We start from the raw sequence: 13,295 nt of genomic DNA, 5'->3' as shown, positions 1-13,295 counted from the left end.
TGGCGGGCCGGTGACGCTTGCCAGACCAATGATCAAACGCGCTCGATCACCATCGCAATACCCTGGCCGCCCCCGATGCACATGGTGATCAGACCATAACGGCCGCCCGTGCGGGCAAGTTCATAAGCCGCCTTCACGGTCAGGATAGCTCCCGTGGCGCCAACCGGGTGCCCCAGCGAGATGCCCGATCCGTTCGGATTGACCTTTTCAGGATCAAAACCCAGCGTCTTGGACACGGCGCAGGCCTGGGCAGCGAAAGCCTCATTCGATTCAATAACGTCCATATCAGACAGTGACAGACCCGCCCGCTCAAGCGCGATCGGCACCGCCTTTATGGGACCGATTCCCATCACATGGGGATCGACACCCGCATGGCCCCAGCCAAGGATGCGAGCCATCGGCTTAAGGCCCCGTTCTTTCACTGCCTTGCCGGACGCGAGCACCACCGCAGCCGCGCCATCGTTGATGCCGCTGGCGTTGCCCGCCGTTACCGAGCCATCCTTTTTGAAGGCCGGGCGGAGGCCAGCCAGGCTCTCGGCCGTCGTTTCCGCGCGAACATGCTCATCCGCATCAAACAGACGAACGCCCTTGCGCTCCTTGATCTCAACCGGAAGGATCTGATCGGCAAAACGGCCCTCCGCCTGAGCGCGCGCGGCGCGGGCATGACTGTCTGCGGCGGCCACATCCTGCGCCTCACGACTGATATCATATTCCGCCGCCACATTTTCCGCGGTGATCCCCATATGGAACCCTTCGAACGGATCGCTGAGCGTCGCAATCAGGGCGTCCACCATCTCGATGGCGCCCATTTTCTGGCCAAAACGCGCGGCCGAGACGTAATGAGGCGAACGGCTCATCACCTCCGCGCCACCGGCGACCGCAATATCCGCCTCTCCCAGAGCGACCATTTGCGCCGAAGATATGATTGCCTGAACCCCCGAACCGCACAGGCGATTGAGCGTGAGCGCAGGCGCTTCCACAGGAATCCCGGCCTTGATGGCTGCGACCCGCGACATGTAGGCGTCCTGGGGAACGGTGGGAATGACCTGACCCATGACGACATGCTGAACGTCGGTTGGTTGAACGCCGGCGCGGTTGACCGCCTCCGCAATCACCTTCGCGCCGAGGTCCGCTGGAGCAAAATCCTTGAGGCTGCCGCCAAAGTCGCCAATGGCCGTGCGAACGCCCGAAACAATGTAGATTGGTTCCATCTCTGCCTTTTCCTCAAGGTCTGCAAAACGGGGATGCCCCAAAGCCGGACTCGGCTCGGACACCGGAAAGACCGCGAACTGCGATATTCATCGCCCGTAAGATACTACGGATATGGAGAGTTTTTGCGGCAATGCAATCCGACACGGGCATGGTAACCGCGTGGAAGGAAACCATCCTCCCCGATCGAGCGATGCCGGCAAAGGAAACGGCCCGCGCCTTATCCAGCGCGGGCCATTTCATCATAGATTAATCAGAAAATGCGTTCGCCGATACGCACGGTGTCGCCAGGGAAAATCGGCGTCGCGGCGGTGACCGAAATCTCGACTTCGGTGGCGGTGCCCGCCCGGCGTACGAAAATCTTGCGCTGATTGGCGCGATAGGTAAGGCCGCCCGCAGTCGCAATCGCGCTTACAGCGGTAAGCCCGGCCTGATAGGGATATGCGCCCGGCTTCTGAACTTCGCCCAGAATGTAGAATGGCCGGTACTCGATGACTTCGGCGCTGACGTTCGGATTGACGACATAGCCGCCATTTTTGAGCTGCGCCGCAAGATTCTGCTGGAATTGATCAAGCGTCAGGCCAGCCGCCTTCACCTGCCCAACCAGCGGGAACGCGATGACGCCGCTGTCGGAAACCAGGAACTCGGCGCTCAGATCCGTATGGCCGAATGTGATGACTCGCAGCTTGTCGCCAGCGCCCAGCTTATATTGCTGCATGGACCCTGCAGTCACTTCTGTTGTCGAGGATGGTGGCAGAGTACCTGATACACAAGCGGAACAAATCGCAGCCAGCAAGACCACGGTTCCGGCTCTCCAGTAAACACTCCCCGCCTGTTTCGATGTCGCTTTAAGCATTTGATTTACCCATTCCCGATATTTGCTACAGCAGCATCCTTATTGCACTGCGTTATCATGCGGTGCAATAGATTGCGGCGCGATGCGCTAGGTAGCAGGGACATGTGTCATTCCTGAACATGACCCTCAATCTGGCGTGTTCAGCTATACACCCGTATCTTGTTCGGGCATGAGGCGACTATTGCATGACCGGAGCCAAATGTGCAGTGCACAAATATGGCAAGGCTGCTATATTGTAATAGGGCCATAATATTGGGGGGCCAGATGGCAACTATGAAGTTTTCGGAGAAAGTCAGCAACCTAGCGATTGCTGGTGCGGCGCTGGTGCCGGTACCCGCCTGGGCGCAGGTGATGACGAATCCCATCCCGGTCCTGCCTAGCGACTATCCCAGCGAACGCGTCAGCGTATCCGAACGGTATCGCCCCGAATTTCAGGCCAGCAGCATTCCGCTTGGCGCTCTCACCGTCCTGCCCCAATTTGAATTCGGCGTGAATCTGGTCGGACGGCTCTAAGGGAATTGAGGGCCGCGCAGACGGCCCCTTTTTCTGTTTCGGGCAAAGCTATGATAACCGGTCGCACGCGGAGAAGAATGCCTTTCGTTTAGGAATTGTCAGTCGATGGCTGCGACAAGTGTGAATACCAAGAAGACTGAAAGCGGCAGTTATCATCCGTCGCATGGACATTTCAGCGATTCGGACTTCCGCACTGACGGGAGCCGTGAGATGTTTCCGCTGTTTTCTGGGTATTCCGGGCGCGCCACGCCGATCAGTGGTGCGCCGGTGGGTTTCGAACGCTGGATAGTAAAAGGCCTGTATCAATCATGAGCTGGTTCTCCGATCTCTTCAGCCGCAAGAAATCCTCCCGTTTTGAGGAGGAAGTCCCCGCCGAAGCCGCGGAAACGACGGAGGATGAAGCGTCGACCACAGCCGACAGCCCTCCCGCTTTTCCCGAATTCAAGCTGGGCGCAGGCGCGAAGGTCACGGAATTTCCGGCGCCTTTCGTGCCGGAACCTACCGAGATCACGCGCACAAGCCCGCTGGAATCGGCGCGTAAGCGCCAGCGCGTTTCGCTGGCCTTCGACGTGTCTCAGCCCGTCAGTTCGCGAGACGCCCTGCGCGGCCGCGATTCGAAGCTGACCGCGCTGCTCAGCGGCACGCTCTATGGCGGCAACCACGCCTTCATTTACGGCCCTCGCGGTTCGGGCAAAACCTCTCTGGCGCGCGTATTTGGCGATTATGCCGATGAAGAAGGCGCAGTCGTTCTCTACATGGCCAGCATCGGCAGCATCACTTTCCCGGAACTGATGCTTCCCTATGTCGAACAGATCCCGAAAACCTGTTTCGACCCCAGGGACCAGCAACTGCTCGAAGATGCGATCGATCAGGCGCGGACGAACTGCAGCGCCCGAAATCTCGTCAATTATCTCGCTGAAATCAAATATTCCCGCGTAATCTTCATCCTCGACGAATTTGACCGGATCGAGAATATGGAGACCCGGTCGGAGGTGGCGTCGCTGCTGAAGCTGAGTTCGGATGCGCGTTTACCGGTGTCGTTCCTGCTGGTGGGCATTGCGTCCGACGTGCCGGCCCTGATCGACGCTCACCCTTCGCTCCGCCGTCACGTTACACCGGTGTCCATCGAGCCTCTGACGGACGAGGAAGTCTGCACGATCCTGGACATCTGCGCGAATATCAGCGGATTAGTGTTCACGACCGACGCCAAGAAGAAAATCGCCGAGCTTGCCTGCGGGTCGCCCTACCACGCCCGTCTTTTCGGGATGCACGCCGCCTGCGTCGCGCTGGACGATAATGTCGCCACCGTTACGGTCGGCGCTGTCCTGGGCGGTATCGAGGCCGCGTTCGCCGAATGGAATGAGTTCAACACCGACGACGCCGACCTGTTCAAGCAACTGGCCCAGGCAGAGGCGGACCATCCGGAAAGCCTGGCCGATTTCGCGCGGAAAGCGGCGCATCGCCGGGGGTTGGACGTCAGCGACATCAAGGAATTGGTGATGTCGGAAGCGGCGTCCGGTTCCGTACGGGACCTTTCGACCGCTGCGGCGCGGCTGAGTTCGGCCATAACGAGCGAGGGCGACCTCGTGGTATTCAAAGACAGCCTGGCACCACAGTTCCTGCTAGTCGCGCTTGAGTTGACTCAGCCCCAGGGAACCATGCCGTCCTATGCGAGGGAACAAGCATGAGAAGTTTAACGGATTGGTTCGAGGTCGTATGGTTCCGGCGGAAGGTGGTGGCGATCATCACCGCCGTCATCGTCGCATTGATGGCGGTATATCTGATTTTTGCGCCGCGCACCTATCAGGCGTCGGCCAGCCTCTATTTCGACAAGTCCGCGCCCGATCCGCTGAAAAGCGAGAATAATGGCCAGCAGCAGGACAATCGTCTCGCAACCGAGGCGGAAGTCATTCGCAGCTCGAAGGTCGTGCAGCGCGTCGTCCAGTCCATTCCTGCGGCTGAGCGCAAGGAATATGAAGCGAAATGGGGCAGCCAGAGCAAAAGCGGTCAGCCTTTTGACGACTGGCTCCGCGCCAAGCTGCTGTCGGCGATCTCCGTGACGACGCAGGCGGATACCAAGGTTCTGGCGATCAATGCTGTCGCCGCTGAGCCGGACAAGGCGGCCGAACTCGCCAACCGTTTCGCGACCGGATATGTTGATGCGCAGCGCGAGTTGAGCACTGGCCCGGCCCAGGCCTACGCCAAATTCCTGTCCGGCAATATGTCCGCAGCGCGCAAGGATGTGGAGCGGGCCGAGGGCGCGCTCAGCAGCTTCGTGAAGGCGACCGGCATCTCCGGTGATACGCAGGCCAGCGCTGGCGCGCTCGCCGCCACCGTGTCGCAATTGGCCGGCTCCCAAGCCGCCGCCGCCGGCGCCGCCAATATGGGCGGATCGGATGCCCAGGGCGTCGCCGATGCGCAGAATACGGAGACGGTTCAGCGCCTGAGCACTGAATATGCCACCAAGGCGGCGCAAGTCAGCCAGTATGAGGCCACGCTCGGCCCCAATCACCCGACACTGCAGGCGGCTGAAGCTGAGCTGGCGACGATCAAGGCGCGCCTCAATGCCGAACGCCGGAGCGCCACGGACGCCTTTGTCCGGTCTCGCCAGGCGGCCATCGCGGCTGAAAGCGCCGCCGCCGCCGCCCGCGCGGGTCAGTTGCAGAGCGCAGCAAACGCACAGCGGTCGCAACTGGTTGAAATGTCGAGCAACCTTGGCAAATTCGCCACGTTGCAGCAGGACCTTGCGACCGCCCAGCAGCGATATAATGACCTGAGCAGCCGCGCCTCGCAGATGCAGCTTCGTGGCGCCCTGCCATTGGCCAACGTATCGCAGCTCGACACGGCAAAAGCGCCCGACCGCCCGACCAGCCCGAAAGTTGGCCTGCTGTCGATGCTCGCCGTCATGATGGGCCTTGCGATCGGCGCTGGTGTCGCCATCCTGCTCGAATATCTCAATCCGAGGGTACGGACGCTCGCGAATGTGGAGAAACTGATCGGCGTGCCCGTCGTCGCCCGTCTCTCCCTGCCCCGCGAGACTCCCCGTATGCTCACCGATGCGAGTGCAAACTGATGCGTCTTCGTTCTTCCGCCAGCAACAACCTGCCGAACAATCTTGAGGTCGGCCGTCAGTCCCGGAAGGACTGGCGCCGCCTGGGCGAAGTCCTTGTCGGCCTGGGCGCCCTGCGGGACGATCAGGTGGAATCGATCCTTGATCACCAGTCCAACACCGGCAAGCTGTTCGGCGAAGCATCGGTTGAAATGGGCCTCGTCACGCCTGCGATGCTCCGCATTGCGCAGGAGCGTCAACATGGCGTGAAGGTTCTCTCGCCGGATGATGAGTCGGTCGATCACCGGGTTATCGCGGCCTTCGACCCGCATCATGAATTTGTCGAGCGCATCAAGGTCATGCTGCTCAACCTGGGCATCATGCTGAGCACCCAGGGCGCGGCGAAGATCGTATTGGTGTCCGGCGTCGAGGCGGCCCGCGAATCCGCGCTCGTTGCCGCCAACCTGGCCGTCGTCTGCGCACAGGGCGGCACCCGCACATTGCTGGTCGACGCCAATCTGGATCAGCCGGTGCACAACCATCTGTTCCGTATCAACAACCGCAGCGGCGTAAGCACCCTGCTGGCGTCGACGGACGCGCCGCTCCGCTTGGCCATGCAGACGGCGATCGACAATCTGTGGGTCATTCCCGCTGGTCCGTCCCGCCCTGACGCGTCCGCCCTGCTGGAACGTGAGCAGCTCGTTCATCGCCTGCTTCCCGCGATGGAGGATTTTGACGCAGTGATCATCGAATGCGGATCGCTGCTCGCACCACTCGTGGCCCGTGCGGCGATCGGCGTCCATGGCGCGATGCTGGCCGTCCGCGAGCATGAGTCGTCGATGAATGATTTGCGCGCGCTGGTCGACATGATCACCCTGAAGGGCGTTCCGCAGACGTCCGTGGTGATGATGTCCTGATCAGGCGCTTCGGGAGGCAATGATATAATGCGGCGCTCCACTCAACCGCCGATCATCCGCTTTTCGGAACAGCCGGTATCCCCGCTCAACACCGCAGCAGCGGCGGCGCGGGATACACGATATCAGTTCATTCTTGGCGCGCTCGCCGTGATGGCCGTTTTTTATAACGGCCTGCTTGCCATGGCTGGCGCTGCGGGACTGCCGATCAGCGCGACCTCCGTGCTGATCATAGAACCAGTCATTCTGGCGTCCGCCCTGCTCGCCATTCTGCGGATCAGCTTCACCAGAGATGATTTGCCGAGTCTATTGCTGGCTTTTTCCTTTCTGGCGATCACGATCTATCTGTCCGCGATCAACGAGGTGTTTTTCCCCGACACCATGCGGAATATGGCGATTATCGCCCTTTTCACGATGCTGGGATTGCGGGCGCGGCTAAGCACACTGAACATGGCGGTGCTGGTTACGACGATCCTGACGGCAGTCGTGCTTGTCATCGAAATTGTGGACACGCCGCTGTACGTCCAACTGTTCGAACCGGCGCAATATTTCTTCAAGACTCGTGGGCTTGAGATTCCCGATTGGGACAAGAGCGGCCTTTTCGGCAATGCACTGGGTTTCAAGGAACGATTCAGCTTTGGCCTGACCGCGCACCGCACCTCGTCCATCTTCCTGGAACAGGTGTCGATGGCGAATTTCGCGGCCTTCCTCACAGTCTATCTGATGAGCCTCTGGCCCAAGCTCGCGGCGTGGCGGAAAATTTTCTTCATCGCCGTGATTGTGGCGATTCTGGTCACGAACAACACCCGCACGTCCCTGATCCTCGCGGTGATCGCACCTGCCGGATATTTTCTGTATCCGCGCATGCCGCGCTATCTGAACGTCATGATCGCGCCCCTGTTGATCGCAGTGGCCTGGTTCATCGAGGACCCGAACAGGCCATATGCGGACGACTTTGCAGGTCGCCTCTCTCTGACGATTCGAACGCTGCAGAAACTGGATCTGGAAGGCGCGCTCGGCCAGAAGATCATGGAATCTTATGCTTTTGTGGACAGCGGCTATCCCTATTTCATCTACGCCGCGACCCTGCCCGGCCTCATTCTGCTATGGATGTTCATCTCTTTCTATCTCCCGCAGAGCACAGCATCCCAGAAACGCTTCGCATATTCGGCGGGCCTGTTTATCGCCTGTTCGCTCGTGGTCGCAGGCACGTCTATCTTCACGATCAAGGTCGCGAGCATGCTGTGGTTCCTGGCGGGCTTCATGCGCTCGCAAAGGGATGAAGTTGAGCCGGGACAGGAAGTTACAGAGCAAGGGACCCCAACCCCCATGCCTATGCCTTTGACGCCCAGACGTCCGGCGATCGCCGGCATGTTGCGATAGCCTGATCCCGTGCGACGCCTCGAGTGATTTCGAGTGAAATGGAACATTTCGCGGCTCGGAAATCACGAGATAACAAAGGACTAGACCGAGATTTTGATTCAATCAAAATCGAACAAGGTCTAGCGTTGCATGTAGCGTTGCAGCACCGCCATTTGCGGCTTCTGCCGACCGTCATCGCCGGGCTGAATGCTCATCGGGTATCCGCCCCACCATGCGCCCGCCGCCCAATAGCTCCATCCCGCCCATACATCCGTATTGGCGTTGATGTAGGTCATCATATTCTCAAGCGCCTTGAGGCAAACAGGGCTTGAGGTCGCGCCGAATTCGCCAAGCAAGGCGCGCGCCTTGTGCGCCCGCAGCCATTGGGTCGCCTCCTCCAGCCTGCGGCTCCCCGCTTCGGCATCCAGGCATTTGTCCTGCGTGCCGGAGCTGTCGGGGTCGAGATATTGGTGCATTTCAAACAGATAATTATTGCCCGGATCCTGGAAATCCTCGAACGCCGCGGCGTTGGAACCCGATCCGCCCTCTGTCCAGCTATGCGCGCCGGTCCAGCGCGTGCCGGAAATCAGGAGCATATTGGTTGCTCCGGTTTTCCTTATGGCGGCGACGGCCTGATCGTTGATCTTTCTCCATGTCGGCGCGTCAATGTCGAACGGCTCATTCATGATGCCAAAGGCGATTTTTGGCGACCCCTTGTAATGCTCTGCAAGGCGGGTCCAAAGATCGGCAAGCATCGCGCCGCCATCCTCTGCCTGATCCAGCCGCTTGCCCCGATATCGGGCATAATTATGAACGTCGAACAGGATGGTCTTGAAGCCTTCGGCGCTTCTTATGCTTTCGTCGACTGCCGCCATTTCCTGTTCGGAAAGCGGCTTGAACGGCTCAGGCTGAATGCGCTCCCACAATACCGGCAGCCGGAGCATATCGAATCCCTGCGCCGTAAACAGTTCGGCCTCCGCTCTGTCGGGATAGATATAGTCCGTGCCGAGACGGCCGGGCAGCTTCTCCGGCGCGAATGACCCTCCGGCAAGGTTGATGCCGTAAAGCGGTTGCTTCGCGGAACCCGGCGGAGCAGTGACGCCAGGCGAAGTCGCGATGGTGCTCGCGGCGACAAGGCATGACGTGACGACGGCCAGGCCAAGCCCGATGGCGTAGTGCCGCCGATCAACAAAGCTCCATGTGCCGGGAGGGCGTCTTCCCGCTGATTTTCCAGGCATTTTCTTCCGTTCCAACAGCTTAGAAATGCCTTTATTCTGTCCTTCGTCCGCTCCCAGCGCAACCCGTCAATCAACACCCGGCTATGTCTAGATTCAGGACAGCGTAACCCTGCCGTAAACCAGTAAATGCCGTTGACCCGCATCCTGCGACGATTTAGCATTTGCAGCATTGGACAGATGAATGATCCAAGCGTGATATTTTATATTCTTCACAATTTTCGACCGGGGGGCGGTTTTGTGAAGCTGGTTTTGGGCACCAAGGTCGCCACGGCCCTATCCCCCGGCTTGTAAGCCCCGGTTGACGCCGGGAAAGGACGTCTGGCGCATCGCGCCTGCAACAAGCCGCTGGGTTAGCGGTGGGTCTGAAGGGACGGTGTGGTGACTGCGCGATCTGTTTTGCTGTCGTCAAATTACAACGCCTGGCCTGAGGTATTCAACGGTCAATGCTATGCGTTTTTGAACGTCGTAGCGGGTGTCGAAAATGCCGACGTGCTCGCCCCTCCCGGCGCCAAATATACGGCTGGCCGCGCCATTCGGCCCAGTTTCTCCTATCTGTTTGGAGAATTATTCTACCGGTCGCAGTCTCAATTGTTGCGAAAGCTCGGCAAGGCGGGGCAGTCGAACATGCAGCCCGTGCATGTCGATCGCGACTATGATCTGTTTATGTTCATGTGCCAGTTCCCGGTGGAACTGACCGCGCTCGGCCGGATCGAAAACTGGCGCAAGCGGTGCGGCAAGGCTGTGGCCTTCATTCTGGAAACATGGTCGCATGTGCATGAGTCGACCAAGACCGAACTGGCTCTGTTGAACCAGTTCGATCATGTGTTTGTGCTGAACCGGGAAAGCATCCCGAACCTGCGCAAATATGTGACTGTCCCGATTTCGTTTCTGTCGACGGCGACTGATTGCCTCCTTTCCACGCCTTTCCCGGAAAACCCGGAACGCTTTGTCGATGTGTTCAGCATGGGACGCAGGTCGGTGCCCATCCATGAGAAGCTGGTCGCGTTGGCGGGAGCCGACAACAGCTTCATGTATTCGCATGACACCAGCAAGCAGGGCGCGATCACCAACTGGCATGAGCATCGTTTGATGACCGCCAACACGATCAAGCGCAGCAAATATTTCATCGCCTATAATCATGCGGTGGTGGACCCCAGCAGCGAGAGCAAGAATTTCAAGGAACAGGCGCTGTCCACCCGCTATTTCGAGGGTGCGGCTGGCGGCTCCGTGGTCCTGGGTTCGGCCCCCGGCTGTCAGGAGTTTGGCGAATATTTCGACTGGGAAGATGCGGTGATCGACCTTCCGGAGGATGTTGCCGACCTGCGCGGCTTCCTGTCCGATCTCGACGCGCAAACGGAACGCATGGCGCTAGCGCGGGTCACCAACGCGGCGCAATGTTTGAAACGGCATGACTGGGCGCATCGCTGGGCGCTGATTCTCGATACGCTGGGGCTGGAGCACACGGTGGAACTGGAAAGCCGGTTGGACAAGATGGCGTCGATCGCCCTTGCAGCGGAAAAATCGATCGGGAATCCGACAACACAACGCAGCCAGATGGCGCTTGGATAAGAGCCGACGCACGCATGGCCGTTTCGCTATCGCAAAAAATAAACGTCTTCGGGTTAGCGCGGGAGAACAGACGCAGCGAATCGGAAACGGCAAAAGCCGGGCCGTTATGCTCCCTGATGAATTTGGATCATGGGTGGAAAAGCCCAGCCCGAATGAAGTCGATTCAAGATTGAGGAAAGCGTAGTGAAAGCAGTCATTTTTGCCGGCGGCCTTGGCACCCGGATTTCCGAGGAAACGTCTGTGCGTCCAAAGCCCATGGTGGAGGTCGCGGGCCGCCCCATCCTCTGGCACATCCTCAAAATCTATTCCCATTACGGGATCAACGATTTCGTGATCTGCCTCGGTTACAAGGGCGAGGTCATCAAGGACTTCTTCGTAAATTATCACACGATGCTGTCCGATATGACGGTGGACCTGTCGAACAACACGACAACGCTCCATTCCAACCGCGCCGAACCGTGGAAGGTGACGCTGGTCGACACCGGTCCCGACACGATGACCGGCGGCCGCCTGAAGCGCGTCTATCCCTATATCAAGGATGAGGAAGCCTTCTGCCTGACCTATGGCGACGGCGTTGCCGACATCGACATTCCCGCTTTGCTGGCGCTCCACAAGAAGGAAGGCCGCCTGGCGACCGTCACCGCCGTTCAGCCTCCGGGCCGCTTCGGCAACCTGCATATCGAGAATAATCAGGTCACCGGCTTCCGCGAGAAGGCCAAGGGCGGCGACGGCCTCATCAACGGCGGCTTCTTCGTCTGCAGCCCCAAAGTGGTCGAGACGATCACTGACGATACGACGGTTTGGGAAGAAGGTCCGCTGGAGACCCTGGTCGCCCAGGGCCAGATGAGCGTGTACCAGCATGACGGCTTCTGGCAGCCGATGGATACGCTGCGCGACAAGAATTACCTCGAAGGTTTGTGGAACAAGAAACAAGCGCCCTGGCGCGTGTGGGAGTAAGATAGAATGCGTATCCTGATCACCGGAAACATGGGCTATATCGGCCCGGTCCTTGCCCAGCACCTGCGCAAGCGCTTTCCCGACTCTTTCCTGGTCGGCGTCGATCGCGGCTGGTTCGCAAGCTGCCTGTCCGATCCGTCGCGCCTGCCGGAAGCCGTCCTCGACCAGCAGTGGTTCAAGGATGTCCGCGACCTGACCGTCGAGGACCTGAAGGGTTTCGACGCCGTGGTCGCCCTTGCGGCTATCTCCAACGACGCTATGGGCAAGCGCTTCGAACTCGTCACCGACGAGATCAATTGCAAGGCGGTCCTCTCGACTGCGAAGCTCGCCTCAGAGGCCGGCGTTGACCGCTTCGTCTTCGCATCGAGCTGCTCGATCTACGGCGCAGCCGCCGACGGTCAGCCCCGCACGGAAAGCAGCCAGGTCGCGCCGTTGACTGCCTATGCCCATTCGAAGATCGACACGGAGAAGGGCCTGGCCCAGCTCGAAGGCGACATGACCGTGACGGCGCTGCGCTTCGCGACCGCCTGCGGCGCCTCGCCCCGCCTGCGCCTCGACCTGGTGCTGAACGACTTCGTCGCCGGCGCCGTCGCCAGCAACACCGTCGACGTGCTGTCGGACGGCACGCCCTGGCGCCCGCTCATCCACGTCCGCGACATGTGCCGCGCGATCGAATGGGCGATCATCCGCGACAAGGAAGAGGGCGGCCAGTTCCTGAAGATCAACGCCGGTTCCGAGCGGTGGAACGTCCAGGTCCGCGACCTCGCCAACGCCGTGGGCAAGATGATCCCCAGCGCCAAGGTCACAATCGCGACCTCGCCGCCCGCCGATAACCGGTCGTATCGCGTCGACTTCTCGCTATTTGAGAAGCTGGCGCCCGACCATCAGCCGCTCGAAACGCTGGAAGGCACGATCGCCGAACTGCGCGACAATTTCGTCAAGGCCGGCTTCAACGACGCCAATTTCCGCCAGTCCAACTTCATCCGCCTGAAGATCCTCAACGGTCTGTGCGATGAGGGCGTTCTGGCCCCTGACCTGAGGCTGGCTGCATGAAGTTCCACGAAACGCCGCTGAATGGCGTCTATGTGATCGAGCCGGAACAGCGCGGGGATTCCCGCGGCTGGTTCCAGCGCATCTTCTGCGAGAAGGAAATGGCGGAGGCGGGCCTTGAAACCCGCTTCGTTCAGGCCAACAATTCCTTCAATGCGGAGGCGGGGACCCTGCGGGGGCTGCACTATCAGCTTCCCCCCTCGCCAGAGGTGAAGATCGTCCGCTGCATCAAGGGCGCGCTGTGGGACGTGATCGTCGATCTGCGGCCGACGTCGCCCACTTATCTCAAGTGGCATGGCGTCGAACTGACGGCGGAAAACCGGCTGGCCTATTATGTGCCGCGCGGCTTCGCCCACGGTTTCGTCACGCTGGAGCCGGACACGGAAACGCTCTACCTCGCCAGCGAATTCTACAATCCGCAGGCCGAGCGCGGGCTGCGCTGGAATGATCCGAAGATCGGCATCACCTGGCCGCTGGATGGCGCGATCATTTCGGAGAAGGATGCCAATTGGCAGGATTTCAACCAGGAATATCACGGCGTGGAGCTGATGAAGGGGCTCTGACGCAAGGGAGGTACT

At 59.9% G+C, this 13,295-nt stretch carries 13 protein-coding genes; 10 read left to right on the top strand and 3 right to left on the bottom strand.

Features of this window, described 5'->3' with window-relative positions:
- Nucleotides 1-32: 32 nt before the first annotated feature.
- Both bktB and BHQ40_RS09150 read right to left on the bottom strand, forming a co-directional pair.
- Nucleotides 33-1,211 (bottom strand): beta-ketothiolase BktB, encoded by a 1,179-nt coding sequence (bktB, locus tag BHQ40_RS09155; RefSeq protein WP_070155101.1) that lies wholly within the window; start codon nt 1,209-1,211, stop codon nt 33-35.
- A 251-nt stretch (nt 1,212-1,462) separates the two neighbouring features.
- Entirely contained in the window at nt 1,463-1,927 is a 465-nt protein-coding gene (locus BHQ40_RS09150) for a polysaccharide biosynthesis/export family protein (RefSeq protein WP_171905815.1), read from the bottom strand.
- A gap of 402 nt (nt 1,928-2,329) precedes the next feature.
- On the opposite strand from BHQ40_RS09150, the gene BHQ40_RS09145 reads away from it, so the two are divergent.
- The 6 genes from BHQ40_RS09145 (at nt 2,330) to BHQ40_RS09120 (ending at nt 7,924) form a co-directional block, all read left to right on the top strand.
- The gene (locus tag BHQ40_RS09145; RefSeq protein WP_139139251.1) at nt 2,330-2,578 is read left to right on the top strand and encodes a hypothetical protein; all 249 of its coding nucleotides are present in this window, start codon (nt 2,330-2,332) and stop codon (nt 2,576-2,578) included.
- A gap of 105 nt (nt 2,579-2,683) precedes the next feature.
- Entirely contained in the window at nt 2,684-2,890 is a 207-nt protein-coding gene (locus BHQ40_RS09140) for a hypothetical protein (protein WP_070155095.1), read from the top strand.
- Complete coding sequence (locus BHQ40_RS09135; RefSeq protein ID WP_070155093.1) at nt 2,887-4,266, top strand: ATP-binding protein; 1,380 nt, start codon at nt 2,887-2,889, stop codon at nt 4,264-4,266. The genes BHQ40_RS09140 and BHQ40_RS09135 overlap by 4 nt, the downstream gene beginning before the upstream one ends.
- Nucleotides 4,263-5,651 carry a GumC family protein gene (locus BHQ40_RS09130; RefSeq protein ID WP_070155091.1) on the top strand — a complete coding sequence of 463 codons (1,389 nt, stop codon included), beginning with the start codon at nt 4,263-4,265 and terminating at the stop codon, nt 5,649-5,651. Before BHQ40_RS09135 ends, BHQ40_RS09130 begins: the two co-directional genes overlap by 4 nt.
- Nucleotides 5,651-6,544, top strand: a complete 894-nt coding sequence (locus BHQ40_RS09125; RefSeq protein ID WP_070155089.1) for a cyclic di-GMP-binding domain-containing protein, MshE-related — start codon at nt 5,651-5,653, stop codon at nt 6,542-6,544. The genes BHQ40_RS09130 and BHQ40_RS09125 overlap by 1 nt, the downstream gene beginning before the upstream one ends.
- Nucleotides 6,545-6,571: 27 nt before the next feature.
- Nucleotides 6,572-7,924 (top strand): hypothetical protein, encoded by a 1,353-nt coding sequence (locus BHQ40_RS09120; RefSeq protein ID WP_070155087.1) that lies wholly within the window; start codon nt 6,572-6,574, stop codon nt 7,922-7,924.
- 119 nt (nt 7,925-8,043) lie between these two features.
- Here BHQ40_RS09120 and BHQ40_RS09115 read toward each other — a convergent pair whose 3' ends face one another.
- Nucleotides 8,044-9,141, bottom strand: coding sequence for a glycoside hydrolase family 5 protein (locus BHQ40_RS09115; RefSeq protein ID WP_083276812.1), 1,098 nt, complete (start codon nt 9,139-9,141; stop codon nt 8,044-8,046).
- Nucleotides 9,142-9,519: 378 nt separating this feature from the next.
- Here BHQ40_RS09115 and BHQ40_RS09110 point away from each other — a divergent pair, with 378 nt between their 5' ends.
- The 4 genes from BHQ40_RS09110 (at nt 9,520) to rfbC (ending at nt 13,280) form a co-directional block, all read left to right on the top strand.
- Nucleotides 9,520-10,710 (top strand): glycosyltransferase, encoded by a 1,191-nt coding sequence (locus tag BHQ40_RS09110; RefSeq protein ID WP_070155224.1) that lies wholly within the window; start codon nt 9,520-9,522, stop codon nt 10,708-10,710.
- Between the two features lie 183 nt (nt 10,711-10,893).
- A complete protein-coding gene (rfbF, locus tag BHQ40_RS09105) occupies nt 10,894-11,667 on the top strand; it encodes a glucose-1-phosphate cytidylyltransferase (RefSeq protein WP_070155085.1) in 774 nt (257 codons plus the stop codon).
- Nucleotides 11,668-11,673: 6 nt separating this feature from the next.
- The gene (locus tag BHQ40_RS09100) at nt 11,674-12,720 is read left to right on the top strand and encodes an NAD-dependent epimerase/dehydratase family protein (protein WP_070155083.1); all 1,047 of its coding nucleotides are present in this window, start codon (nt 11,674-11,676) and stop codon (nt 12,718-12,720) included.
- A complete protein-coding gene (gene rfbC, locus BHQ40_RS09095; RefSeq protein WP_070155081.1) occupies nt 12,717-13,280 on the top strand; it encodes a dTDP-4-dehydrorhamnose 3,5-epimerase in 564 nt (187 codons plus the stop codon). The genes BHQ40_RS09100 and rfbC overlap by 4 nt, the downstream gene beginning before the upstream one ends.
- Nucleotides 13,281-13,295 lie beyond the last annotated feature (15 nt).

This window comes from Sphingobium phenoxybenzoativorans (assembly GCF_001757355.1).
In the GTDB taxonomy this organism is placed as follows: Bacteria; Pseudomonadota; Alphaproteobacteria; order Sphingomonadales; family Sphingomonadaceae; genus Sphingobium; species Sphingobium phenoxybenzoativorans.
Note: the sequence above shows the minus strand (reverse complement) of the source record. Positions and strands in the feature narration are given on the sequence as shown.

Coding starts and splice junctions, on each gene's coding strand:
- BHQ40_RS09150 (WP_171905815.1), bottom strand. CDS start 1,927: ATGCAGCAATATAAGCTGGGCGCTGGCGACAAGCTGCGAGTCATCACA.
- BHQ40_RS09145 (WP_139139251.1), top strand. CDS start 2,330: ATGGCAACTATGAAGTTTTCGGAGAAAGTCAGCAACCTAGCGATTGCT.
- rfbC (WP_070155081.1), top strand. CDS start 12,717: ATGAAGTTCCACGAAACGCCGCTGAATGGCGTCTATGTGATCGAGCCG.
- BHQ40_RS09130 (WP_070155091.1), top strand. CDS start 4,263: ATGAGAAGTTTAACGGATTGGTTCGAGGTCGTATGGTTCCGGCGGAAG.
- BHQ40_RS09100 (WP_070155083.1), top strand. CDS start 11,674: ATGCGTATCCTGATCACCGGAAACATGGGCTATATCGGCCCGGTCCTT.
- BHQ40_RS09135 (WP_070155093.1), top strand. CDS start 2,887: ATGAGCTGGTTCTCCGATCTCTTCAGCCGCAAGAAATCCTCCCGTTTT.
- BHQ40_RS09120 (WP_070155087.1), top strand. CDS start 6,572: ATGCGGCGCTCCACTCAACCGCCGATCATCCGCTTTTCGGAACAGCCG.
- BHQ40_RS09125 (WP_070155089.1), top strand. CDS start 5,651: ATGCGTCTTCGTTCTTCCGCCAGCAACAACCTGCCGAACAATCTTGAG.
- BHQ40_RS09115 (WP_083276812.1), bottom strand. CDS start 9,141: ATGCCTGGAAAATCAGCGGGAAGACGCCCTCCCGGCACATGGAGCTTT.
- BHQ40_RS09140 (WP_070155095.1), top strand. CDS start 2,684: ATGGCTGCGACAAGTGTGAATACCAAGAAGACTGAAAGCGGCAGTTAT.
- bktB (WP_070155101.1), bottom strand. CDS start 1,211: ATGGAACCAATCTACATTGTTTCGGGCGTTCGCACGGCCATTGGCGAC.